At 35.1% G+C, this 23398-nt stretch carries 18 protein-coding genes; 16 read left to right on the top strand and 2 right to left on the bottom strand.

Features of this window, described 5'->3' with window-relative positions:
* Positions 1 to 4: 4 nt before the first annotated feature.
* The 16 genes from hpf to whiA all read left to right on the top strand — a co-directional run bounded on the left by hpf (position 5) and on the right by whiA (position 20372).
* Complete coding sequence (gene hpf, locus A4G25_RS05670; protein ID WP_047132690.1) at positions 5 to 571, top strand: ribosome hibernation-promoting factor, HPF/YfiA family; 567 nt, start codon at positions 5 to 7, stop codon at positions 569 to 571.
* 385 nt (positions 572 to 956) lie between these two features.
* Positions 957 to 3485 (top strand): preprotein translocase subunit SecA, encoded by a 2529-nt coding sequence (secA, locus tag A4G25_RS05665; RefSeq protein ID WP_047132689.1) that lies wholly within the window; start codon positions 957 to 959, stop codon positions 3483 to 3485.
* 171 nt (positions 3486 to 3656) lie between these two features.
* Positions 3657 to 4773 (top strand): peptide chain release factor 2 gene (gene prfB, locus A4G25_RS05660; protein ID WP_103163129.1). Its coding sequence is split into 2 segments (ribosomal slippage): positions 3657 to 3728 and positions 3730 to 4773, totalling 1116 coding nucleotides; the frame shifts between segments, so codons are not numbered across the junction.
* 320 nt (positions 4774 to 5093) lie between these two features.
* Positions 5094 to 6065, top strand: a complete 972-nt coding sequence (locus A4G25_RS05655) for a COG3942 and LysM peptidoglycan-binding domain-containing protein (RefSeq protein ID WP_047132688.1) — start codon at positions 5094 to 5096, stop codon at positions 6063 to 6065.
* 197 nt (positions 6066 to 6262) lie between these two features.
* The gene (locus A4G25_RS05650; protein ID WP_047132687.1) at positions 6263 to 6904 is read left to right on the top strand and encodes a YfbR-like 5'-deoxynucleotidase; all 642 of its coding nucleotides are present in this window, start codon (positions 6263 to 6265) and stop codon (positions 6902 to 6904) included.
* Positions 6905 to 6910: 6 nt separating this feature from the next.
* Positions 6911 to 7156: a CsbA family protein gene (locus tag A4G25_RS05645; RefSeq protein WP_047132686.1), complete on the top strand. Its 246-nt coding sequence runs from the start codon at positions 6911 to 6913 to the stop codon at positions 7154 to 7156.
* 346 nt (positions 7157 to 7502) lie between these two features.
* Positions 7503 to 9485 (top strand): excinuclease ABC subunit UvrB, encoded by a 1983-nt coding sequence (gene uvrB, locus A4G25_RS05640; protein ID WP_047132685.1) that lies wholly within the window; start codon positions 7503 to 7505, stop codon positions 9483 to 9485.
* Between the two features lie 7 nt (positions 9486 to 9492).
* Positions 9493 to 12336 carry an excinuclease ABC subunit UvrA gene (gene uvrA / locus A4G25_RS05635; protein ID WP_047132684.1) on the top strand — a complete coding sequence of 948 codons (2844 nt, stop codon included), beginning with the start codon at positions 9493 to 9495 and terminating at the stop codon, positions 12334 to 12336.
* Between the two features lie 211 nt (positions 12337 to 12547).
* Positions 12548 to 13489 carry an HPr(Ser) kinase/phosphatase gene (hprK, locus tag A4G25_RS05630; protein WP_046100127.1) on the top strand — a complete coding sequence of 314 codons (942 nt, stop codon included), beginning with the start codon at positions 12548 to 12550 and terminating at the stop codon, positions 13487 to 13489.
* Positions 13486 to 14313 carry a prolipoprotein diacylglyceryl transferase gene (lgt, locus tag A4G25_RS05625; RefSeq protein ID WP_047132683.1) on the top strand — a complete coding sequence of 276 codons (828 nt, stop codon included), beginning with the start codon at positions 13486 to 13488 and terminating at the stop codon, positions 14311 to 14313. Before hprK ends, lgt begins: the two co-directional genes overlap by 4 nt.
* Positions 14314 to 14326: 13 nt before the next feature.
* Entirely contained in the window at positions 14327 to 14809 is a 483-nt protein-coding gene (locus A4G25_RS05620; protein WP_047132682.1) for an acyltransferase, read from the top strand.
* Between the two features lie 20 nt (positions 14810 to 14829).
* Entirely contained in the window at positions 14830 to 16269 is a 1440-nt protein-coding gene (locus A4G25_RS05615; protein ID WP_047132681.1) for a tetratricopeptide repeat protein, read from the top strand.
* 110 nt (positions 16270 to 16379) lie between these two features.
* Positions 16380 to 17333, top strand: a complete 954-nt coding sequence (trxB, locus tag A4G25_RS05610) for a thioredoxin-disulfide reductase (RefSeq protein ID WP_371093408.1) — start codon at positions 16380 to 16382, stop codon at positions 17331 to 17333.
* Positions 17334 to 17500: 167 nt separating this feature from the next.
* Complete coding sequence (gene rapZ, locus A4G25_RS05605; protein ID WP_047132775.1) at positions 17501 to 18424, top strand: RNase adapter RapZ; 924 nt, start codon at positions 17501 to 17503, stop codon at positions 18422 to 18424.
* Positions 18411 to 19409: a gluconeogenesis factor YvcK family protein gene (locus tag A4G25_RS05600; protein ID WP_047132680.1), complete on the top strand. Its 999-nt coding sequence runs from the start codon at positions 18411 to 18413 to the stop codon at positions 19407 to 19409. The genes rapZ and A4G25_RS05600 overlap by 14 nt, the downstream gene beginning before the upstream one ends.
* 18 nt (positions 19410 to 19427) lie before the next feature.
* Positions 19428 to 20372: a DNA-binding protein WhiA gene (gene whiA, locus A4G25_RS05595; RefSeq protein WP_047132679.1), complete on the top strand. Its 945-nt coding sequence runs from the start codon at positions 19428 to 19430 to the stop codon at positions 20370 to 20372.
* A 50-nt stretch (positions 20373 to 20422) separates the two neighbouring features.
* Here whiA and A4G25_RS05590 read toward each other — a convergent pair whose 3' ends face one another.
* Entirely contained in the window at positions 20423 to 21598 is a 1176-nt protein-coding gene (locus A4G25_RS05590; protein ID WP_047132678.1) for an MFS transporter, read from the bottom strand.
* Positions 21599 to 21992: 394 nt separating this feature from the next.
* A complete protein-coding gene (brnQ, locus tag A4G25_RS05585) occupies positions 21993 to 23318 on the bottom strand; it encodes a branched-chain amino acid transport system II carrier protein (RefSeq protein ID WP_047132677.1) in 1326 nt (441 codons plus the stop codon).
* Between the last annotated feature and the right edge of the window lie 80 nt (positions 23319 to 23398).

The raw sequence follows: 23398 nt of genomic DNA, 5'->3' as shown, positions 1-23398 counted from the left end.
TACTATGATTAGATTTGAAATTCATGGAGACAACCTCACTATTACAGACGCAATCCGTAATTACATTGAGGACAAAGTTGGTAAACTTGAACGTTACTTCACTAATGTGCCGAATGTGAATGCACATGTAAAAGTGAAAACTTATGCAAATTCTAGCACAAAAATCGAAGTTACAATTCCGCTTAAAAACGTGACACTTCGTGCAGAAGAAAGAAACGATGATTTATATGCTGGAATTGACTTGATCACTAACAAATTAGAACGTCAAGTTCGTAAATACAAAACACGTGTTAATCGTAAAAAACGTCAAGAAAGCGAACATGAACCGTTCCCAGCAACTCCGGAAACTCCGCCGGAAACAGATGCTGATCATGATAAAGATGATAAAATTGAAATCATCCGTTCTAAACAATTCAGCTTGAAACCAATGGATTCTGAAGAAGCGGTATTACAAATGGATTTACTTGGTCATGATTTCTTCATTTTCAACGACCGTGAAACTGATGGAACAAGTATTGTTTACCGTCGAAAAGACGGAAAATATGGTTTGATTGAAACTCTTGAAAATTAATATGTGGTATTTAAAAGAGCTCTTGCTGCATTGCTGCAAGAGTTTCTTTTTTTGAAGAACACTTATTAAGATTTGATTAATAAAAACGCAATTGATTGATTTACAAGGGGTGTACGTGTCAAAATAAGAGGGATGTATTAAGTTCACAATTATTAAAGTAAAGCTGTATTAAAACACGGCATATCATTGTGAAATTAAAGTGGCACATGATGTTAACGAAAAATAAATGAAACTGTGAGAAGTACATCTTGATAATTACAACGAGGCAGTTTATTAAAAAATAATGAACAGTATCCTATGAGTTTTTAAGTATAAATTAAGCCATATAAATGGTAAGATAAATTGTTGTAAGCCAAACAGTTTTTATACCAAAGGAGCGAACAGAATGGGTTTTTTAACAAAAATTGTTGACGGCAATAAAAGAGAAATCAAACGCCTAAGTAAGCAAGCCGACAAAGTAATCGCATTAGAAGAAGACATGTCGATTCTTACTGATGAAGAAATTAGAAATAAAACAAAAGAATTCCAAGAAAGATTGCAAGCAGAAGAAGATGTAATCAAACAAAATAAAATGTTAGATGAAATATTGCCAGAAGCTTTTGCACTTGTCCGTGAAGGGGCGAAACGTGTGTTTAATATGACACCTTATCCAGTCCAAATCATGGGTGGTATTGCCATTCATAACGGTGATATTTCAGAAATGAGAACAGGTGAAGGTAAAACATTAACTGCAACAATGCCTACGTATTTAAATGCTTTAGCAGGACGTGGTGTACACGTTATTACAGTCAATGAATATTTGGCAAGTTCTCAAAGTGAAGAAATGGCTGAGTTATATAACTTCTTAGGTTTATCAGTCGGATTAAACTTGAACAGCTTATCTACAGAACAAAAGCGCGAAGCTTATAATGCAGATATTACGTATAGTACAAATAATGAATTAGGTTTCGATTATTTACGTGATAACATGGTGAATTACTCAGAAGAACGTGTTATGCGTCCGCTTCATTTCGCCATCATTGATGAGGTTGACTCTATTTTAATCGATGAAGCACGTACGCCATTGATTATTTCAGGGGAAGCTGAAAAATCAACATCACTTTATACACAAGCGAATGTTTTTGCTAAAATGCTGAAAGCAGAAGATGATTATAATTATGATGAAAAAACAAAATCAGTACAATTAACAGATCAAGGTGCTGATAAAGCAGAACGTATGTTCAAATTAGATAACTTATATGATTTGAAAAATGTTGATATTATCACACATATCAATACAGCATTACGCGCTAACTATACATTGCAACGAGATGTAGATTACATGGTTGTAGATGGAGAAGTATTGATTGTCGACCAATTTACAGGTCGAACAATGCCTGGTCGTCGATTCTCTGAAGGACTTCACCAAGCAATCGAGGCTAAAGAAGGTGTACAAATTCAAAATGAATCTAAAACAATGGCTTCTATCACATTCCAAAACTACTTCCGTATGTACAATAAATTAGCAGGTATGACAGGTACTGCTAAAACTGAGGAAGAAGAATTCCGCAACATCTATAATATGACCGTTACACAAATTCCAACGAACCGTCCTGTTCAACGTGAAGACAGACCTGACTTGATTTTCATCAGTCAAAAAGGTAAATTCGATGCCGTTGTTGAGGATGTTGTCGAAAAACATAAAAAAGGCCAACCGATTCTTTTAGGTACAGTAGCGGTTGAAACAAGTGAGTACATTTCACAACTATTAAAAAAACGTGGTGTGCGTCATGATGTCTTAAACGCTAAAAATCACGAACGTGAAGCTGAAATTGTATCTACAGCTGGTCAAAAAGGTGCAGTAACAATTGCAACAAACATGGCTGGTCGCGGTACTGATATTAAATTAGGCGAAGGTGTTGAAGAATTAGGCGGTCTTGCTGTTATCGGTACAGAACGTCATGAATCTCGTCGTATCGATGATCAATTGCGCGGTCGTTCCGGTCGTCAAGGTGACCGAGGAGAAAGCCGTTTCTATTTATCATTACAAGATGAATTGATGGTACGTTTCGGTTCTGAACGTCTGCAAAAAATGATGGGCCGTTTAGGTATGGATGACTCTACACCGATTGAATCTAAAATGGTCTCTCGTGCAGTTGAATCTGCGCAAAAACGTGTTGAAGGTAATAACTTTGATGCGCGTAAACGTATCTTAGAATATGATGAAGTTTTACGTAAGCAGCGTGAAATTATTTATGGTGAGCGTAATAACATTATCGATTCAGAATCAAGTTCTGAATTAGTTATTACGATGATGCGTTCTACGTTAGATCGTGCGATTTCATACTATATCAATGAAGATTCAGATGAAGTAGACTATACACCGTTTATTAATTTTGTGGATGACGTTTTCTTGCATGAAGGCGATGTAAAAGAAGATGAAATTAAAGGTAAAGACCCTGAGGATATTTTTGATGTGGTATGGGCTAAAGTTGAAAAAGCTTATGAAGCACAAAAAGCAAATATCCCAGAGCAATTTAATGAATTTGAACGTATGATTTTATTACGCTCTATTGATGGAAGATGGACAGACCATATCGATACAATGGATCAATTGCGTCAAGGTATCCATTTACGTTCATATGGACAGCAAAATCCGCTTCGTGATTATCAAAATGAAGGACATCAATTATTTGATACAATGATGGTCAATATTGAAGAAGACGTCAGCAAATATATCTTGAAGTCTGTTATCACAGTAGATGATGATATTGAACGTGATAAAGCGAAAGAATATCAAGGCCAGCATGTTTCAGCTGAAGATGGAAAAGAAAAAGTAAAACCACAACCGGTTGTTAAAGACAATCATATCGGCAGAAATGATCCTTGTCCGTGCGGCAGCGGTAAAAAGTATAAAAATTGCTGCGGTAAATAGTAAGTTGTATTAGGACCACTGTTAAATAGCTTTAAGAGAGATACTCAATTGAAATTGGGTTATCTTTCTAAGGGCTGTCAGCGGTCTTTTTTCAATCCGACAAAAATATGGATATATGCTAAAATAATAGAGTAGTCTGGAAAATTAAACTGGAATTGGAGAGATATGATTATGGAATTATCCGAAATTAAGCGTAATCTCGCTAATTATGAAGAAAAATTAAATCAACTTAGGGGGTCTCTTTGACTTAGAGGAAAAAGAGACAAACATCCAAGAATATGAAGAGATGATGACAGATCCGAATTTCTGGGATGACCAAAATAAAGCGCAAGAAATTATTGATAAAAATAATGCATTGAAACATGTGGTGAATGGCTATCGAGATTTAGAAGCAGAACTAGAAGATATGTCAGCAACACATGAATTGCTTCAAGAAGAATTTGATGAGGATTTAAAGGCAGATTTAGAAGAAGAAGCAATGGGCTTCAAAGAGAAACTCGATCAATTTGAAATGCAATTGTTATTAAACGGTCCTTATGATGCGAATAATGCAATTTTAGAATTGCATCCAGGTGCAGGGGGTACAGAATCTCAAGACTGGGCAAGTATGTTATTGCGTATGTATCAACGTTATGCTGAACAACAAGGCTTTAAAGTAGAAGTCGCAGATTATCTGCCGGGTGATGAAGCGGGTGTTAAAAGTGTAACGCTAGTCATTAAAGGACATAATGCGTATGGTTATTTGAAAGCTGAAAAAGGTGTACACCGTCTCGTGCGTATTTCACCTTTCGATTCCTCAGGCCGTCGTCATACGTCATTCGTATCTTGTGATGTGATTCCTGAATTCAGTAATAATGAGATTGAAATCGAAGTGAATCCTGATGATATTACAGTAGATACTTTCAGAGCGTCTGGTGCAGGTGGACAACATATTAACAAAACTGAATCAGCAATCCGTATTACCCACCATCCGACTGGAATTGTGGTAAATAACCAAAATGAACGTTCTCAAATTAAAAACCGTGAAGCAGCAATGAAAATGTTGAAATCCAAATTGTATCAACTGAAATTAGAGGAACAAGAACGTGAAATGGCTGAAATCCGCGGTGAACAAAAAGAAATCGGATGGGGAAGCCAAATTCGTTCTTATGTATTCCATCCTTACTCAATGGTAAAAGATCATCGTACAAATGAAGAAACAGGGAATGTGAATGCAGTGATGGACGGAGAAATTGGGCCATTTATTGAAGCATATTTAAGAACACAAATGGATAATCGTGAAGCATAATAAAAATATTGCTCAAAAATCGAAGTGTGCAGCAGCACTTCGATTTTTTTATTCGCTTTAAATCTTCTAAGCTATTTTTATCAACTTTTCATGCAATATGCATTCATTAATGTTACTGAAATGAAGTTTACAGTGGATTTAAAAATGCCGGAGGTTACAGTAATGACAATGATTTGTACTTTATACAGAAAAAAGAGTTAGTATAAAGAAACATAAAGGTTTTTAACGGTTATATTACAACTTTTTAACATTAATCTTTTGCCTTATTTTTTGTGCTATATTAAATGCATTAAAAATGACAGCAAAGGATGAACTAATAAATGAAGAAAGCTTTATTACTCTCAGCAGCATCGGTAACAGTGTTTACAGGATTAAATGGCGTCGCGTCTGCAGAACAAACACACGTAGTTAAAGAAGACGCTAAATTAAGCGATGTCGCAGCTTTGTTTGCCACTACTACAAATGAAATTAAAAATTTAAATAAATTAAACCAAGACGAAGTTAAAAAGGACACTCAATTAGTCTTGCCGGATACAGATGTTGTAGAAGTGAAAGCGGGAGACTCTTTAAATTCAATTGCAAAAACACATCATATCTCTGTAGATAAATTACATGAACTTAACCCAGGACTTACAAATTTAATTTTACCTGGTGATATCTTAGCAGTTTCTGATAAAGGTGCAGCACATTTACAAGCGTTATTTACTGGTAAAATTGCACCAGAAGTTGAAAAACAAGCTTACAATGAAGAAGGTCAATCAGCAAAACAACCAACAACTTCAAATTATAATAATGTAGAACAAGTAACGACAGCACCACAAGCTTATTATTCTAATGAAAATAATGTAGAATACACAGCACCTACTCGTTCATATACATCATCATATACAGCACCAACAAGTTATTCTGGAAATTACAGCAGTGCTTCTTACAGCGCACCAGCTGCTCAATCTTCTTACTCTAACTATTCAGGTGCAAACTACTATACTTCTGGTCAATGTACATCTTATGTATTCGAACGTGCTGGTGGTAAAGCAGGTTCATTATGGGGAAATGCAAATAACTGGGCAAATGCTGCCGCTGCCGCAGGTCGCACAGTTAATAATACGCCAACTGCAGGTGCTATCATGCAATCAACAGCAGGTGCATATGGCCATGTTGCTTACGTTGAAGGCGTAAATGGTGACGGTTCAGTTCGTGTATCTGAAATGAACTATGGTTACGGCCCTGGTGTTGTAACTTCACGTACACTTTCAGCAGGACAAGCTGCATCATATAACTTTATTCATTAATTTAACCATTAATAAGCACTGTTCTCATTATTTTGAGGATAGTGCTTTTTTGTTCATGAAATAGTTGTTGAATGACTATTTAAAGGGTAAAAGACAAGCGGGAATATAAAAATATAGGTGGTATTTTCAAAGTTCTTGCAAGAATATAAACTTTTCGAGTATAATAACTCATTAAATAGACAAGGGGTGAGCTAGATATGGGTGTACATCAATATTTTAAAAGACTATCAGATCTAGAAAAGCTAATACGCTTGCCTGGAAAATTTAAATATTTTGAGCATAATGTAGCCGCACATTCATTCAAGGTTACTAAAATCGCTCAATACTTAGGTACAGTGGAAGAAGCACATGGCAATGAAATTAACTGGAAAAATTTGTATGAAAAGGCGTTGAACCATGATTTTGCAGAAGTGTTTACAGGGGATATCAAAACACCTGTAAAATATGCAAGCCGTGATTTGAAAAAATTATTCTCGCAAGTAGAAGAAGAAATGGTAGATAATTTTATCAGAGAAGAGTTTCCTCCAGAATATCAAGATGTCTATAGAGAACGACTACAAGAAGGTAAAGATGACTCTTTAGAAGGTCAAATACTTGCTGTAGCTGATAAAATTGATTTATTGTATGAAACGTTCGGAGAAATACAAAAGCGTAATCCGGATGCTCTGTTCTTCGAAATTTATGAGATGTCTCTTGAGACAATTATGCAGTTTGATCATTTAGTATCTGTACAAGATTTTATTGAAAATGTAATTCCGGAAATGTTAACAGAAAACTTTATCCCACGATCGGAATTGCGAGAATTAACGATGTCGATTTTAAATAAAAGAGATGGGTGACAACTTATGGTTCTCGTTTGGTATCTTTGTGCTTCGTTTTTTCCATGTGTTCTAGTAGTATTGTTCAGTGTTGTAACTAAGAATAAATGGGTTGGAGCAATTGTAACTTTAACGCTTATCGGTGGTTCTATATATAAAGGTTTCTTCCATAGTGAATGGATTATTTTCATAGATGTGGTTTCGCTTTTAGCGGGATTTGTTATAGTTGATCAATTGAATCTCCATAAACAGCACGAAGATGAAGATCGTTAAATGAAAATAGATGGTATATAAAATGAGGGTACTTGTCATATGTAGACAAGTGCTTTTTTCGTCTAAAAAATTTTCGCTATTACGAACAGATGTTTGTATCTTTTTTGACAAATCTGTTAGAATATATAGTGATATTGAAAGTTTGAGATAATACAAAAATGAGAATATAGAGCATAGTAAATAGGGTTAATTTAAATGCATAAATGAGTATTGCAAGATATGAGTAAAGCAATTCTCAACTATTAAAGAAAGGTTGAGACAAAATATATGTCTCAACCGATTTGTGTTTTAATGCATTGGTATAAATAAAGAAATGATTTAGAAATAGAAGGAGGTTGCAATTTGTATGGAACATCATCCATTTAAAATTGTCTCTGGTTATGAACCTCAAGGCGACCAACCTGCAGCGATTAAAGAATTGACAGAGGGTATAAAAGCAGGAAAACGCCATCAAACATTATTAGGGGCAACAGGAACGGGTAAAACGTTCACAATGAGCAACGTAATTAAAGAAGTAGGTAAACCGACACTTGTAATTGCACATAACAAGACACTTGCCGGTCAATTATATAACGAATTCAAAGAATTGTTTCCTGAAAACAGAGTAGAATATTTTGTCAGCTTCTATGATTATTATCAACCGGAAGCTTATGTACCTTCGACTGACACATTTATTGAGAAAGATGCAACGATTAACGATGAAATTGACCAATTGCGCCACTCAGCAACAAGTTCATTATTTGAACGTGACGATGTAATTATCGTTGCGAGTGTCAGCTCTATCTTTGGTTTAGGGAATCCGGATGAATATAGCGACTTAGTTGTGAATATTAGAGAAGGCATGGAAATGGACCGCAGCCAATTTTTAAGAGATTTGGTTGATATTCAATATACAAGAAATGATATTGATTTTAAACGTGGTACGTTCAGAGTACGCGGAGATGTAGTAGAAGTATTCCCAGCTTCTCGTGAAGAAATTTGTATCCGTGTAGAATTTTTCGGCGATGAAATTGATAGAATCAGTGAAGTGAATTATTTAACAGGTGAAGTATTGAGACAACGCGAACACTTTTCAATCTTCCCGGCATCTCACTATGTTACACGTGATGAAAAATTAAAACTTGCTATTGAAAGAATTGAAAAAGAGTTGGAAGAACGTTTAAAAGAATTACGTTCTGAAAACAAATTGTTAGAGGCTCAAAGATTAGAACAACGTACGAATTATGATTTGGAAATGATGAGAGAAATGGGCTTTTGCTCAGGAATTGAGAACTATTCTGTTCATTTAACATTACGTCCGATTGGTTCAACACCTTATACTTTGTTAGATTATTTTGGTGATGATTGGCTTGTAATGATTGATGAATCTCACGTTACTCTACCACAAATTCGAGGCATGTATAACGGTGACAGAGCACGTAAGCAAGTGTTGATTGATCATGGTTTCAGATTACCGAGTGCGATTGATAACAGACCGTTAACTTTTGAAGAATTTGAGGAAAAAGCCAAACAATTAGTATATGTTTCTGCAACACCTGGTCCGTATGAATTAGAACATACAGATAAAATGACAGAACAAATTATTCGACCAACCGGCTTATTAGATCCTAAAATTGATGTAAGACCTACTAAAAATCAAATTGATGATTTATTAAGTGAAATTCAAGACAGAGTAGATAAAAATGAACGTGTGCTTATTACGACTTTAACGAAAAAAATGAGTGAAGATTTAACGACTTATTTGAAAGAAGCAGGTATCAAAGTCAACTATCTGCATTCTGAAATTAAGACATTAGAACGAATTGAAATTATTCGAGATTTAAGAATGGGTACTTATGATGCTGTAGTCGGAATCAACTTGTTGAGAGAGGGTATCGATATACCAGAAGTATCTCTTGTAGTCATTTTAGACGCTGATAAGGAAGGATTCTTACGTTCTGAACGTTCACTTGTGCAAACCATTGGTCGTGCTGCACGTAATGAGCATGGCGAAGTCATTATGTATGCAGATAAAATAACGGATTCTATGAAGTTTGCGATTGATGAAACAGAACGTCGTCGTAAAATCCAAAATGAGTATAACGAAGAACATGGTATTACACCACAAACGATTCATAAGAAAATTCATGATGTTATCAGCGCGACAGTTGAAACAAAAGAAGAAAATGAAAAAGATCAAAAAGTGGTTCCTAAAAAACTTACGAAAAAAGAACGAGAAAAAACAATTGCCAATATAGAAAAAGAAATGAAAAAAGCAGCTAAAGATTTAGACTTTGAAAGAGCAACGGAATTAAGAGATATGTTATTCGAATTAAAGGCAGAAGGGTGATATCTAGATGAAAGAACCATCCATAGTTGTAAAAGGTGCCAGAGCGCACAACTTAAAAAATGTTGATGTAGAATTACCGAAGAATAAATTAATTGTGATGACAGGCTTATCAGGTTCTGGTAAGTCTTCCTTAGCGTTCGATACAATCTATGCTGAAGGACAACGTCGCTATGTTGAATCTTTAAGTGCCTATGCACGTCAATTTTTAGGACAAATGGATAAACCAGATGTTGATACGATTGAAGGATTGTCTCCAGCAATTTCAATCGATCAGAAAACAACAAGCAAAAATCCGCGTTCTACAGTTGCAACTGTAACAGAAATATATGATTATATTCGTTTGTTATATGCACGTGTTGGTAAAGCATATTGTCCGGAACATGGAATTGAAATTGAATCGCAAACGGTACAACAGATGGTAGATCGCACATTAGAATTGGAAGAAAGAACTAAAATCCAATTAATGGCACCTGTTGTTAATCATCGTAAAGGGTCACATGAAAAACTCTTAGAAGATATTAGTAAAAAAGGGTATGTTCGTGTACGCGTTGATGGAGAAATTTTAGACATTAACGATGTACCGGACTTAGATAAGAATAAAAATCATACGATAGAAGTAGTTGTAGACCGTTTAGTTGTCAAAGAAGGTATAGAAAGCAGACTTGCTGACTCTATAGAAACAGCTCTAGAATTAGCAGAAGGCAATTTAACAGTTGATGTTATTGGTGGAGATGAATTAAAATTCTCTGAAAACCATGCATGCCCTATCTGCGGTTTCAGTATTGGTGAATTAGAACCGCGTATGTTCAGTTTTAACAGTCCATTCGGTGCATGTCCTGATTGTGATGGTTTAGGTCAAAAATTAACTGCAGATATTGATTTGATTGTACCTGATCCAGACAAAACACTTGCAGAAGGCGCTATTGTTCCATGGGAACCTAAAAGTTCTGATTTTTATCCGACACTTTTAAAACGTGTTTGTGAAGTTTATAAAATTAAAATGGATAAACCTTTCAAGAAGTTAACTGATCGACAAAAAGATATCATTTTATATGGTTCTAAAGATAAAGAAATTAAATTTACTTTTGAATCTCGTAATGGACAAAAACGCACACGTACAATGCCGTTTGAAGGTGTTATTCCGAATATTGAAAGACGTTATCATGAATCACCTTCTGAATATGTACGTGAAGTGATGCGTAAATATATGACAGAGTTGCCTTGTGAAACTTGTCACGGTAAACGTTTGAGTAAAGAAGCATTATCAGTTTATGTTTCAGGTCTTAATATTGGTGAAGTGGTTGAATATTCAATTAAAGAAGCTTTAAATTTCTTTGAGAATATTGATTTATCCGATCAAGATCGTAAAATTGCTGATTTAATCTTGAAAGAAATCATTTCAAGATTGTATTTCTTAAATAATGTTGGTTTGGATTATCTGACATTAGGTCGTTCATCAGGGACTTTGTCTGGTGGGGAAGCTCAACGTATTCGTTTGGCAACACAAATCGGTTCAAGACTATCAGGGGTACTTTATGTTTTAGATGAACCATCAATCGGACTTCATCAACGAGATAATGATCGCTTAATTGAAACATTAAAAGAAATGCGTGATTTAGGAAACACATTGATTGTTGTAGAGCATGATGATGACACAATGAGAGAAGCGGATTACTTAGTTGATGTTGGGCCAGGAGCTGGCGAACATGGTGGTGAAATCGTAGCAAGCGGTACACCAAAACAAGTGATGCGTAATAAGAAATCATTAACTGGCCAATACTTGAGTGGTAAAAAACGTATTGAAGTACCGGAATACAGACGCCCAGCAACTGACCGAAGATTAAAAGTCAGAGGGGCTAAAAGCAACAACTTGAAAGATGTAGATGTTGATTTCCCACTGTCTACAATGACTGTAGTTACTGGTGTTTCCGGTTCGGGAAAAAGTTCATTGGTCAATGAAGTGTTATATAAAACACTTGCTCAAAAGATCAATCGTTCAAAAGTAAGACCAGGTAAAGTAGATGAAATTGAAGGTATTGACCAATTAGATAAAGTTATTGATATTGATCAATCTCCAATCGGAAGAACACCACGTTCAAACCCAGCAACTTATACAGGCGTATTTGATGACATTCGTGATGTGTTCGCGCAAACAAACGAAGCAAAAATCCGTGGTTACCAAAAAGGACGTTTTAGTTTTAATGTGAAAGGCGGACGTTGTGAAGCTTGTAAAGGCGACGGAATTATCAAAATAGAGATGCATTTTTTACCAGATGTTTATGTGCCTTGCGAAGTATGTAGCGGTAAGCGTTATAATCGTGAAACTTTAGAAGTCACATATAAAGGTAAAAATATTTCGGAAGTATTGGATATGACAGCTGAAGAAGCAACGCATTTCTTTGAAAACATTCCTAAAATCAAACGTAAATTACAAACACTTGTAGACGTTGGATTAGGTTATGTGAAGTTAGGTCAGCCTGCAACGACATTATCTGGTGGGGAAGCACAACGTGTTAAATTAGCATCTGAATTGCATAAACGTTCTACGGGTCGATCAATTTATATTCTAGATGAACCAACAACAGGCTTACATGTAGATGATATCAGCCGTTTATTAAAAGTGTTAAATCGAATTGTAGAAAATGGTGACACAGTTGTCATTATTGAACATAATTTAGATGTCATTAAAACAGCAGATTACATTATTGATTTAGGACCTGAAGGCGGCGATGGCGGAGGTACCATTGTTGCGACAGGAACACCTGAAGAAATTGCAGAAGCACCGGATTCTTATACTGGTAAATACCTAAAAAGAGTATTAGAGCGTGATAAAGCAGTTGAAACAAAATAATAAACTAGAAAAGGACATTTTGTGAATGCAAAATGTCCTATTTGTATACATAGAATATTTTTAACCAGTGAAAGGGAATAAATTTTTGAACAAAGTCAAAAAGTGATAGAATGTATCAAGTAATATTCATTAAACAAATAACGTATAGACATACTTTTTTGATATGATAGAGATAAGAGAAACATAGGAAATTGAGGATTGAGGTGAAATTATGTTAACTGCAAGAGCACTCGTTAATAAATTTAATTTGCAACTTGTTGCAGGCGAAGAAGGACTAGACCGACCTATACATAATACAGATATTTCCCGACCAGGTTTGGAGATGGCAGGTTACTTCTCTCATTATGCGTCAGATCGTATTCAACTATTAGGAACAACGGAGCTATCTTTCTATAATTTGCTGCCTGATGAAGAACGTCACGGCAGATTGCGCAAGTTATGTCGACCAGATACCCCGGCGATTATCGTAACTCGTGATATTGAGCCGCCTGAAGAATTAGTTGTGGCAGCTAAAGAACTAGGTACGCCGTTGTTGACTTCTAAAGATGCAACAACAAGTTTGATGAGCCGGTTGACGACTTATTTAGAACACGAACTGGCTAAGACAACGTCTTTACATGGTGTATTAGTCGATGTTTATGGTGTAGGTGTTTTAATTACAGGCGATTCTGGTATCGGTAAAAGTGAGACAGCGTTAGAATTAGTAAAACGTGGCCATCGTCTTGTCGCAGATGATAATGTAGAAATTCGTGAAATCACTAAAGACGAACTAATAGGTAAACCACCGAAATTAATTGAACATTTATTAGAAATTCGCGGTTTAGGAATCATTAATGTGATGACTTTGTTTGGTGCCGGTTCTATCTTGACTGAAAAGAAAATCGGCTTGAACATTAATCTTGAGAACTGGGATAAAGATAAATTATATGATCGCGTTGGTTTGAACGAAGAAACATTGCGAATTTTAGATACTGAAATTACAAAGAAAACAATTCCAGTTCGACCAGGCAGAAACGTGGCAGTGATTATTGAAGTTGCTGCAATGAATTACCGTTTGAATATTATGGGTATTAACACAGCTGAAGAATTTAATGAACGCTTAAACGCTGAAATTTTACGAAAAAATGAACATAAAGAGGAGAACGAGTCATGATTTCGAATTTGGCTTACATTGATCCTGTAGCCTTTCAACTAGGGCCTATTGAAGTACACTGGTATGGAATTATCATTGCTGCAGGTATTTTATTAGGTTATTTTATAGCACAAGAAGGTGCTAAAAGAGCAGGGTTACATAAAGATGCGCTCATAGATATTATCTTTTGGAGTGCTATCTTTGGTTTTATTGCTGCACGTATTTATTTTGTTATTTTCCAGTGGCCGTATTATGCAGCGAATCCGGCAGAAATACCAATGATTTGGCATGGCGGTATCGCTATCCACGGTGGTTTGATTGGTGGATTTATTACCGGGGTAATAATTTGCAAACGTAACAATCATAACCCGCTTCAAGTCGGAGATATTATTGCGCCGAGTATTATCTTAGCTCAAGGTATCGGTAGATGGGGAAACTTTATGAATCACGAAGCGCATGGCGGCCCTGTTGCTAAAAGCGTATTAGAAAATATGCATATTCCAGAATTCATTATTAATAATATGTATATTGATGGTCAATATTACCAACCTACTTTCCTATACGAGTCAATTTGGGATGTTCTTGGTTTTGCACTTTTATTATTTTTACGTAAGCATTTACGAATTGGTGAAACGTTCTTTACTTATCTTATCTGGTATTCAATCGGAAGATTCTTTGTTGAAGGGTTGCGTACGGATAGTTTGATGTTAACAAGCAATATCCGTGTCGCTCAACTTGTATCGATTCTCCTGATTATAATCGGTATTGCAATGATTATTTACCGCCGTATGAAATACCAGCCTCCAAAGTATAAAGATGTTAAGGCACTGCCTTGGCCTAAATAGAAAGAGTGATGTCATGAGACAATATAAAAAAGTTGTAAATCATTTCCCTCATGCGAACCCGTTATGGCATATGTATAAAATTATTCGATTCCCAAAAGTACTGAAACAAACGATATTAATTGAGATTGCACGGTTTATTCCATCGTTACCTTTGAAACGATGGATTTACCGTGCTTGTTTAGGAATGAAAATCGGTCGAAAAACTGCTTTTGCCTATAAAGTAATGCCAGATGTATTATATCCAGAGTTAATTCATGTTGGCGACAATTGTGTGATAGGGTATAATACAACAATATTGACTCATGAATTTTTAGTCACAGAATATCGTATTGGTGAAGTAATTATCGGAAGTAATACGCTGATTGGTGCTAATACAACAATATTGCCAGGTGTAACAATAGGTGAAAACGTTCGTGTGGGCGCAGGGACAGTTGTTAGTAAAGATATTCCTGACAATGCTTTAGCATTCGGCAATCCAATGCAAATACGCAAATAGTTAGAAAGGAGGGGCAATACATGGCACAAAATGAACATAAAAATGTCATACCTATGCAAAGAGATGCTGCTTTTTTCAAAAGAGTTGCAGAATCTAAAACAAAACAAAAAGATTATCATAAAGCAGCGGAATATTATCATAAAGCCTTTGAATTGTCACCTTCTGACTTTGAATTACTCATAGATTATACAGAAGCTTTAAAAGAAATTGGCCGAGGCGGCAATGTAGCTGATTATTATTATGATTATATTGCTAAAGGAGAACACTTGGCAGATGCCTACTATCAATTAAGCCAGCTCTTTATCACATTAAACGATCCTAATAAGGCGTTTTGCTTTGGCATTAACTATGTATTGGAATCAGGAGATGAAGAATATCGTTCTGAATTAGAAGGTATGTTTGAAGTTGTCTATGATGATTTAGACAAATTAGAAAAAGAAAGCCAAGCATTTGCAGTTCAAATGATTTTCCAGCACCTTTTTTCTCAAGGAAGATTAGAAGATGCGCGAGATTACATTTTAAGACAAGAAATGAAAGTCCGCGCACATCACAGTATTCGAAACCTTTTAGCTATGTGCTATTTATATTTAGGAGATTATGAACAAGCGCGTTCTATGCTGAAACAATTGTTGAAAGAAAATCAGACTGATGTACACGCATTATGTCACTATACGCTGCTGCTTTATAATACAAAAGACAAAGCTTATCCTAATTACTTGCAATCCTTATCCAAAGTAGTCCCAATGAACGATGATGAAACGTTTAAGTTAGGTATTGTGTTAAGTTATTTAAAAAAATACGAGGCATCTCAGAAATTACTCTTCCCTTTATACAAAAAAGGGAAATTTATTTCTTTACAGCTTTTTCATGCACTCAGTTACAACTATTATTTCCTTGGAAATAAAGAAGAGAGTATGCAATTTTGGAATAAACTTAGAGAAATGACAAAAGGCAATCCAGGTTATCCGCCATGGATCATTTCCGAAAACGATAATTTCTTCCAATCTAATATTATGCCGTTACTTACCAGTGAAGATAATCATGCACGACTTTATGGAATCTTCCTGCTGAATCAAGTCAATGGCAAAGAATTAATGATTACAGAAGAAGTATGGTCTGTGTTAGAAACGATGGATGAATATGAAAAACTATATCTGACCTATCTCATTAAAGAATTAAAATTGGTCAAATTAGATTTCATTCACCGGGGCATGTTAGCATTATATGAGAATGAAACATTGCGTCATTATCATAACCTTTTTATAGCGTGGATTGATCGCGCTGAAGGTATTATTGCCAGCGGATATGATTTAGAACACGTTGAAGGATATGTCGCAGCATTTGTATATTTGTTTTTCCAACAGTCGCAGCAAAAGGTGACAAAAAAACAAGCAGCAGAATGGTTTGATATCTCAACCTACCGATTGAATAAATCAATCGATATCCTATTAGAGGTTTAAAAAATGACTTTATAATAATTTGTTAAATTTAAACTTTGAGCAAATCGTTATATTTAGAGACAACGATATAATATAATACATGATGATATGAAAATAGGAGGCAATATTAAATGGCTATTCAACAACCTGATTATGATGTTGTAATTATCGGCGCAGGTCCAGCTGGGATGACTGCGGCAGTATATGCTTCTCGTGCAGATTTAAAAACATTAATGATTGAACGCGGTGTGCCAGGCGGACAAATGGCAAATACAGAAGATGTAGAAAACTTCCCAGGTTTCGAATCTATTTCAGGACCTGATTTATCTACAAAAATGTTTGATCATGCTCAAAAATTTGGTGCTGTTTATCAATACGGTGATATTAAAAGCATTGAAGACGAAGGCGATATTAAAAAAGTGGTCTATGGAGATAAATCAGTAACAGCTTATGCAGTTATCATTACAACAGGCGCAGAATATAAAAAAATCGGTGTGCCAGGTGAAGAAGAACTTGGCGGCCGCGGTGTAAGTTATTGTGCAGTTTGTGACGGTGCGTTCTTTAAAGGTAAAAAATTATTTGTTATCGGCGGCGGAGACTCTGCTGTTGAAGAAGGTACTTTCTTAACTAAATTTGCTGACAGCGTAACAGTAGTGCACCGCAGAGATAAATTACGTGCACAAAAAATCTTGCAAGATCGTGCTTTCAAAAATGAAAAAATGGACTTTATCTGGAACCATACTTTAGCTTCTATTAACGAAGAAAATGGTAAAGTAGGTTCAGTTACTTTACAATCTACTGTAGACGGTAAAGAAGAAACATTACCGGCAGATGGTGTATTCGTATATATTGGTATGAAACCATTAACAGCACCATTCACAGGTTTAGGTATTACAAACGATGCAGGATATATTGTTACAAACGACGAAATGGAAACTAAACTTCCAGGTATTTACGCTGCAGGAGATGTGCGTGAAAAAGGTTTAAGACAAATTGTAACTGCAACAGGTGACGGCAGTATTGCTGCACAAAATGCTCAAGCATATATTGAAGAAGTGAAAGATAAACTCGCAACTGAAGCATAATTTAAAAAAACAAAGAAGGTTTGAGTATTACATGAATGTAAATTTTTCGTGTTTTATTCAAACCTTTTTACATATTCTGCATTTGCAATGCCAATCCAGGAAGTTAATGTGATAGTATTGAATATAATGAGGATATTATGAGCGAATTTAAACAGGATGGTGGCAAAATGCAACATGAAGAAAATGAAATCGTAAGTAAAAGTGAATTATTAGTGGTTACAGGTATGTCAGGTGCAGGGAAGTCTTTAGTACTACAAAACTTGGAGGATTTAGGGTACTTTTGTGTAGATAATTTACCGCCTATTTTACTCCCTAAATTTGTAGAATTGATGGAACAGGGTAATCCATCATTAAGAAAAGTAGCAATTGCAATTGACTTACGTGGACGAGAATTTTTCAAATCCTTAGTTAAAGAAGTGGATTTACTTCGCAGTCAAAACCGTGTGATTGTAGATGTTATGTTTGTAGAAGCAAGCGAAGCCAAACTGATTTCCAGATATAAAGAGACACGTCGTGCGCATCCTTTAAATGAAAACGGACAACGTTCATTAATTGATGCCATCGCCGAAGAAAGAAATTCATTAACTGAAATTCGCAGTCTCGCAAATTATATAATTGATACAACAACACTCAAACCAAAAGAATTACGTGCTCAAATCAATCATTTATTTAATCGTAATGATATTGAAACTTTCAGTATCAGCGTTACAAGTTTTGGTTTCAAACACGGTATTCAACAAGATGCTGATTTAGTATTTGATGTCCGCTTCTTACCCAACCCATTTTATGTAGAGGCATTAAGACCATTGACTGGTGTAGATGATGCAGTGTATCAGTATGTCATGAAATGGCAAGAAACAGCAATTTTCTATGATAAGTTGTTAGATTTGTTGAAGTTTATGATTCCGGGATATAAAAAAGAAGGCAAGACTCAATTGGTTATCGCAATTGGCTGTACAGGCGGTCAACACCGTTCAGTCGCATTAGCCAAACGTCTTGCTGAGGATTTAAACGAAAGTTATGACTATAATGTGTATGTCCACCATAGAGATGCACATATTGAAAGTGGCGTGGAGAATGAAAAAGGTTAAAATCGTATTAATCGGGGGCGGTACAGGACTCTCTGTCTTGGCACGTGGTCTGAAAGATTATCCAATCGACATTACTGCAATTGTAACTGTAGCAGATGATGGTGGCAGTACAGGTAAAATACGTAATGAGATGGATATTCCAGCCCCTGGAGATATCAGAAACGTCATTGCAGCATTAAGTGATACTGAGCCGACTTTAAAAGAACTCTTCCAATATCGTTTTCAAGATAATCAAGTAGAAGGACATTCTTTAGGTAATTTATTAATCGCAGCAATGACAAATATTACAGATGACTTTGGACATGCGGTCAAAGAATTGAGCAAAATACTGAATATTAAAGGACGTGTCATACCTTCCACGAATTCAAGTATTCGATTAAATGCTGAAATGGAAGATGGGGAAATTGTTTGTGGTGAATCAAGCATACCCAAGCGTCAAAAAAAGATTAAACGCGTATTTATCGAACCTGCTGATGTACAACCGATGGAGGAAGCAGTTGATGCACTAGAACATGCTGATTTAATTGTCTTAGGTCCAGGTTCGCTTTATACAAGTGTGCTTTCGAACTTATGCGTTCCAGGTATTGGAGAAGCGATACAAAATAGCGATGCACCTAAAGTTTATGTGTCTAATGTAATGACACAGCACGGAGAAACAGATGAATTTGATGTCATGGATCACGTGCATGCGTTGAATCGCCATATGGGAACGGATTTTATAGATTACGTAATTTGCTGCGGAAATGAAGATTATAGTGAACAAATCTTAGAAAACTACCGTAAAGAGCATGCTGAACCTGTTAAATATCATAAAGAAGAGATTGAAGCGGAAGGTATTACACCTTTAACAGATAAAAATTTAGTACATATCTCTGATAAAAATCGTGTCCGTCATAATACGGCAATACTTGCGAACATGATTTATGATTTAGCATTAGATCTTACAAGCACAATACCGTTTAAGCCTAAAAAAAGAAAAAAGTAAAGAAGGGAATGGCGCAGCATGAGCTTTGCATCAGACATGAAAAATGAATTAACGAGAATAGATGTCGATGAAAAAAATGCGCGAGCTGAATTAAGCGCCTTAATCCGTATGAATGGTGCACTCAGTTTGTCGAATCAGCAATTTGTGATTAATGTACAAACTGAAAATGCTACAACTGCAAGACGTATCTATTCTTTAATCAAAAAAGTTTTCAATATTGAAGTAGAAATACTTGTCAGAAAGAAAATGAAATTGAAGAAGAATAATATTTATATCTGTCGAACTAAAGTGAAATCCAGAGAAATTTTAGATGAGTTGGGGATATTAAAAGACGGCGTTTTTACACATGCGATTGATCCTGAAATGATTCAAGATGATGATATGAAACGCAGTTACCTCAGAGGTGCTTTTTTAGCAGGAGGTTCAGTCAACAACCCAGAAACTTCATCTTATCATTTAGAGATTTTTTCTTTGTATGAAAACCATTCAGAAGGTTTAGCAGAGTTAATGAATGAATATGAATTGAATGCTAAACATCTTGAACGTAAGAAAGGCAGTATTGTTTATTTAAAAGAAGCTGAAAAAATTTCAGATTTCCTCAGTTTGATCGGCGGATATCAAGCGATGCTGAAATTTGAAGATGTCCGTATTGTACGGGATATGCGTAATTCAGTAAATCGTTTGGTGAATTGCGAAACAGCGAATTTGAATAAAACAGTCAGTGCAGCAATGCGCCAAGTTGAAAGTATACAACTCATCGATCAAGAAATCGGGATAGAAAACTTGCCTGACCGTTTGAAAGAAATTGCTAAATTACGTGTAGAAAATCAAGATGTTTCATTAAAAGAACTTGGTGAAATGGTTTCAACGGGCACCATTTCAAAGTCAGGTGTCAATCATCGTTTGCGTAAGTTGAATGAACTTGCAGATAAAATTCGAAGCGGTGAACATATCGATATGTAAAAAAAGGTTATTCCCATTTTGCGGGAATAACCTTTTTAATAAATCAAATATTATTCAGTGATTTGTGCTTTTGGAATAAAGAATGCGATTGCCAAACCGATAAAGTTAACAATCGATAGGGCTGCAAACATGAGTGAATATGAAGGTAATTCTAATAATCTCAATGATAACACTGGTGCAATGGCTGTACCGATGAACAACATAAATGTATTAATAGAAAGATAGAATCCTTTATCTTTATCAGTTAACAAACCGATTTGAGAAATAACTGAAGGAATCGCAAAGGCGATACCTGCGATAAAGATTACGCTGAATGTTGTAATGATAATGACATTATGTGAAATGCCCATTAATATAATTGAAATACCACTCGTGAGCAGTGCAATCAACAATACTTTTTTAACACCGATAAAATCACTTACACGTCCTGCAGCAAGTGCAAGTACCATACCAATTAAACCGAATAATTTAACAGTAGAAATCATAGTTAAGTCTGCATTGATAGTTTTTGAAGTTAAAAATTCATTTAAAATAGTATACATTGAAACGAATGACGTAAGGATAGTAAGTGATACGAAAAAGCATAATACAATGCCTTTATTATCAAAAATATGTCTCATGTTTTTGAAGAATATCGAGAATTTTGTATCTGGAATATGATATGGACTTTTTGGGATTGCACGTAAAATCCAAAATGCTAATAAAATATAAACAATAGTTAAGATAAAGTAAACAATGCGCCAACTCATATGTGCAGCAATAATGTCACTCAAGTTTTGTCCAATGACCCCAGATAACATGAAACTTGTACTGATAAAACTAATTGCAGTTACACGTTTGTTGATAGGGAACACTTCTGTTACATAAGTGAGTGAAACGGGTGAGAAACTCGCTGCAGCCATGCCTTGAATGACTCTGACAATTAATAGCAAGATAAAGTTATGAATAAAACCAATCGCAAAAGTTGTTAATGTCAACACACATAACCCAACGAGGATTACTTTTTTCTTGCCGAATTTATCAGAAATAATACCGTAGAACATACAGCTGACTGAATATGAAATAGAAAATACAACACCGATCAATGTGGTTGCACTTTCACTTAAATGAAGTTCTTTACCAATAACAGGCATTAATGGAATAGCAGAATACAAACTGCACATGACGGCAATACCTGTAATAAAGAAGACAGTTGTGATTAAGTTGTAATTAAACTTTTGCTCCATTACAAACCTACCTTTCAATAAATTTTTAGAGAATACTTCTTGAAAAATTTAAAATCTGAAGTTTTTTACATAAAGAAATAGGGACAAATGAATCTAACACGTCCCTTTACCTATACGAACTGTTTAAAAAGATTAAATCTCTTTTTAGCTGGTCCGTTAAAAAACTGCCAACAAAGGGGTGATTGTTGAGCAGTGTTACCTTTAAAATGCAATATTAATTTTAACACATCAGATTTAAATTAAAACGGGTTTGCTCAATATAAAAATATTGTGAAAAATTAGGAAAGTAAAGAGAAATAGTATTATTTTGATGTTATTTATAGACATAAGAAAACCGATGGAATTCATTTGTTTCCATCGGTTTTCTGCTTGTTCATTCTCTATATACATGTTTTTATGCTTTTTGTTTATCGATTTGATTAGAGTGAACGGTATTTTTGTTTCTGATAAAGTCGATAATAATACCGATAATTGTTAATGCTAAAAATGAATATAACCATGCCAAGCCTTGTTCTGATAAAGGCAATGCTTGATACAAATGGTTCAATGGCTTAATTAATTTAAAAGTATTTAATATTTCAAGAACTGAAATAAGTAACGTTGAAATTGTCGGTAGGATATAAGCGATTTTCAAACGTGTCGGTATTACAATTGCGACTAATGAAATTAATACAAGTACGATAGAGATCGGATAGATAAAAGTTAGAAGCGGTACAGCAATTTGTAAAATCATATTTAGTCCTAACGTTGAAATTAAAAATCCAACTAAAGAGAAGACTAAAACATAAGTCTTATATGGAATTTTAGGGAATTTTTTCATTCCGAATGCTGAACTTGCATTGACGAGCCCGATACAAGTTGTTAAACACGCTAAAATCACAATAACACCAAATAAAATATTACCGAATGCACCAAATAATCTAACTGAATTATATGTTAGGATACTTGCGCCATTTTCAAATCCTGGTTTACTTGTAGTGATGCCGAGATAAGCAAGTGAAAAGTATATGATTGTTAGCAGAACAGCTGAGATTAAGCCGGCTAAGATTACATTTTTAACAATTCTCTTACTGTCAGAAATACCTGCTAATTTAAAACTTTGTACAATAACAACTGAGAAGGCAAGAGCTGCAACTAAATCCATAGTATAATACCCCTCTAAAATTCCAGATACTAATGGTGCTTCTGCATATTTACCTTGGGGTTCGCCAACTTTGCCTTCTGGATGAATAATAGCTGCGATACAAAGTGCTCCGATTACGAGTAAGAGAGCGGGTGTTAAAACCTTCCCTAAGTTATCTACCATTCTATTTGGATATAAAGCAATTAAACCAACTACAATAAAGAATATAAGTGAAAATCCAACCAGTGTCCAAGTATTGTGGAAAGGTAAAATTGATTTAGCTCCAATTTCGTATGCGACATTGGCCGCACGTGGAATACCATATAGTGCTCCGATAGATAAATATATACAAACCGCAAAAATAAATCCGAATTTTGGATGGACCCTATTGCCTATAAATTCAACACCGCCATCATAATAAGCGATAACGATAACAGTTATGTATGGTAATAAAATACCGGTTACTGCAAATCCTGTCATACCTGCCCACATATTGCTTTGTGCGGTATAACCTAACATTGGTGGAAATATCAAGTTGCCGGCTCCAAAAAATAATGAGAACAGCATTAAACCTGATACTAAAATTACTTTTTTCATTTGAACCTCCCAAAAAATCAAAAAAACGTTATTTACAAAAATTTCTGAATATTAACTAAGTTGATATCTTTCAAACATAT

This window comes from Staphylococcus condimenti (assembly GCF_001618885.1).
GTDB classification, from domain to species: domain Bacteria; phylum Bacillota; class Bacilli; order Staphylococcales; family Staphylococcaceae; genus Staphylococcus; species Staphylococcus condimenti.
The sequence above is the reverse complement of the archived record's forward strand: the minus strand, read 5'-3'. Positions and strand labels throughout refer to the sequence as shown.

Coding starts and splice junctions, on each gene's coding strand:
- hpf (WP_047132690.1), top strand. CDS start 5: ATGATTAGATTTGAAATTCATGGAGACAACCTCACTATTACAGACGCA.
- secA (WP_047132689.1), top strand. CDS start 957: ATGGGTTTTTTAACAAAAATTGTTGACGGCAATAAAAGAGAAATCAAA.
- A4G25_RS05655 (WP_047132688.1), top strand. CDS start 5,094: ATGAAGAAAGCTTTATTACTCTCAGCAGCATCGGTAACAGTGTTTACA.
- A4G25_RS05650 (WP_047132687.1), top strand. CDS start 6,263: ATGGGTGTACATCAATATTTTAAAAGACTATCAGATCTAGAAAAGCTA.
- A4G25_RS05645 (WP_047132686.1), top strand. CDS start 6,911: ATGGTTCTCGTTTGGTATCTTTGTGCTTCGTTTTTTCCATGTGTTCTA.
- uvrB (WP_047132685.1), top strand. CDS start 7,503: ATGGAACATCATCCATTTAAAATTGTCTCTGGTTATGAACCTCAAGGC.
- uvrA (WP_047132684.1), top strand. CDS start 9,493: ATGAAAGAACCATCCATAGTTGTAAAAGGTGCCAGAGCGCACAACTTA.
- hprK (WP_046100127.1), top strand. CDS start 12,548: ATGTTAACTGCAAGAGCACTCGTTAATAAATTTAATTTGCAACTTGTT.
- lgt (WP_047132683.1), top strand. CDS start 13,486: ATGATTTCGAATTTGGCTTACATTGATCCTGTAGCCTTTCAACTAGGG.
- A4G25_RS05620 (WP_047132682.1), top strand. CDS start 14,327: ATGAGACAATATAAAAAAGTTGTAAATCATTTCCCTCATGCGAACCCG.
- A4G25_RS05615 (WP_047132681.1), top strand. CDS start 14,830: ATGGCACAAAATGAACATAAAAATGTCATACCTATGCAAAGAGATGCT.
- trxB (WP_371093408.1), top strand. CDS start 16,380: ATGGCTATTCAACAACCTGATTATGATGTTGTAATTATCGGCGCAGGT.
- rapZ (WP_047132775.1), top strand. CDS start 17,501: ATGCAACATGAAGAAAATGAAATCGTAAGTAAAAGTGAATTATTAGTG.
- A4G25_RS05600 (WP_047132680.1), top strand. CDS start 18,411: ATGAAAAAGGTTAAAATCGTATTAATCGGGGGCGGTACAGGACTCTCT.
- whiA (WP_047132679.1), top strand. CDS start 19,428: ATGAGCTTTGCATCAGACATGAAAAATGAATTAACGAGAATAGATGTC.
- A4G25_RS05590 (WP_047132678.1), bottom strand. CDS start 21,598: ATGGAGCAAAAGTTTAATTACAACTTAATCACAACTGTCTTCTTTATT.
- brnQ (WP_047132677.1), bottom strand. CDS start 23,318: ATGAAAAAAGTAATTTTAGTATCAGGTTTAATGCTGTTCTCATTATTT.